Source organism: Kitasatospora sp. NPDC053057 (genome assembly GCF_044546945.1).
In the GTDB taxonomy this organism is placed as follows: domain Bacteria; phylum Actinomycetota; class Actinomycetes; order Streptomycetales; family Streptomycetaceae; genus Kitasatospora.
In genome coordinates this window covers 1-1127 of record NZ_JBITZP010000156.1, presented here as the reverse complement: position 1 = coordinate 1127, position 1127 = coordinate 1, and the positions used below count along the sequence as shown (strand labels likewise).

General features: G+C 72.8%; 1 protein-coding gene. It reads left to right on the top strand.

Annotated elements, in window-relative coordinates:
- Window positions 1-13 precede the first annotated feature (13 nt).
- A partial coding sequence (locus ACIG5E_RS39565; RefSeq protein ID WP_396542189.1) for a condensation domain-containing protein occupies window positions 14-1127 on the top strand: 1114 nt, incomplete at its 3' end.

Sequence of the window (1127 nt, the reverse complement as noted above, 5' to 3'; positions counted from 1 at the left end):
GGCGGAGCGGTTCGTGGCGAGCCCGTACGGCGCCGGGGAGCGGTTGTACCGCACCGGTGACGTCGCCCGCTGGAACGCGGCCGGTCAGGTGGAGTACCTGGGTCGTGCGGACGAGCAGGTGAAGGTCCGTGGTTTCCGGATCGAACTGGGCGAGGTCCAGTCCGCGGTGGCCGCGCACCCGCAGGTCGCGCAGGCTGCGGTCCTGGCCCGTGAGGACGTGCCAGGGGACAAGCGCCTGGTCGCGTACGTGGTTCCGGAGGGTGCGGCTGGTGCCGAACTCGCGGAAGCGGTACGGGAGTACGTGGCGGCGTCGCTGCCGGAGTACATGGTGCCGTCGGCGGTGGTGGTGCTGGACGCGCTGCCGCTGAACGTGAACGGCAAGCTGGACCGCAAGGCCCTGCCGGCGCCGGAGTACACGACCGGTGCGGGTCGTGGCCCGGCGAACGTGCGCGAGGAGATCGTCTGCGCGGCGTTCGCCGACGTCCTCGGGCTGGAGAGCGTCGGCGTGGACGACGACTTCTTCATCCTCGGCGGCCACTCCCTCCTCGCCGTCCGCCTGATCAGCCGGGTGCGCTCGATCCTGGGCGTCGAGGTGCCGGTGCCGGCGCTCTTCGAGGCGCCCACGGTGGCGCGACTGGCGGCCCGGTTGTCGGGTGCGGCTGAGGCGCGGGAGGCGTTGACGGCGGGGGTGCGGCCGGAGCGGGTGCCGCTGTCGTTCGCGCAGCGCCGGCTGTGGTTCATCAACCAGCTGGAGGGGCCGAGCGCGACGTACAACGTCCCGGCGGTCATCCGGCTGTCCGACGAGGTGGAGCGCGAGGCGCTGGCCGCCGCGTTCCTGGACGTGCTCGGGCGGCACGAGGTGCTGCGCACCGTGTTCCCGGTCGTGGACGGCGAGCCCTTCCAGCAGGTGCTGGAGCCGGGTGAGCTGGACTGGGAGCTCGCGGTGTCCGAGGTGGCGCCGGAGGAGCTGTCGGCGGCGGTGGACCGGGCGCTGAACCACACCTTCGACCTCTCCCGTGAGCTGCCGTTCCGGGCCTGGCTGTTCGAGGCCGGTGCGGGTCTGCGGGTGCTGGTGGTGGTGATGCACCACGTGGCGAGCGACGGCTGGTCGAAGGCGCCCCTGGCGC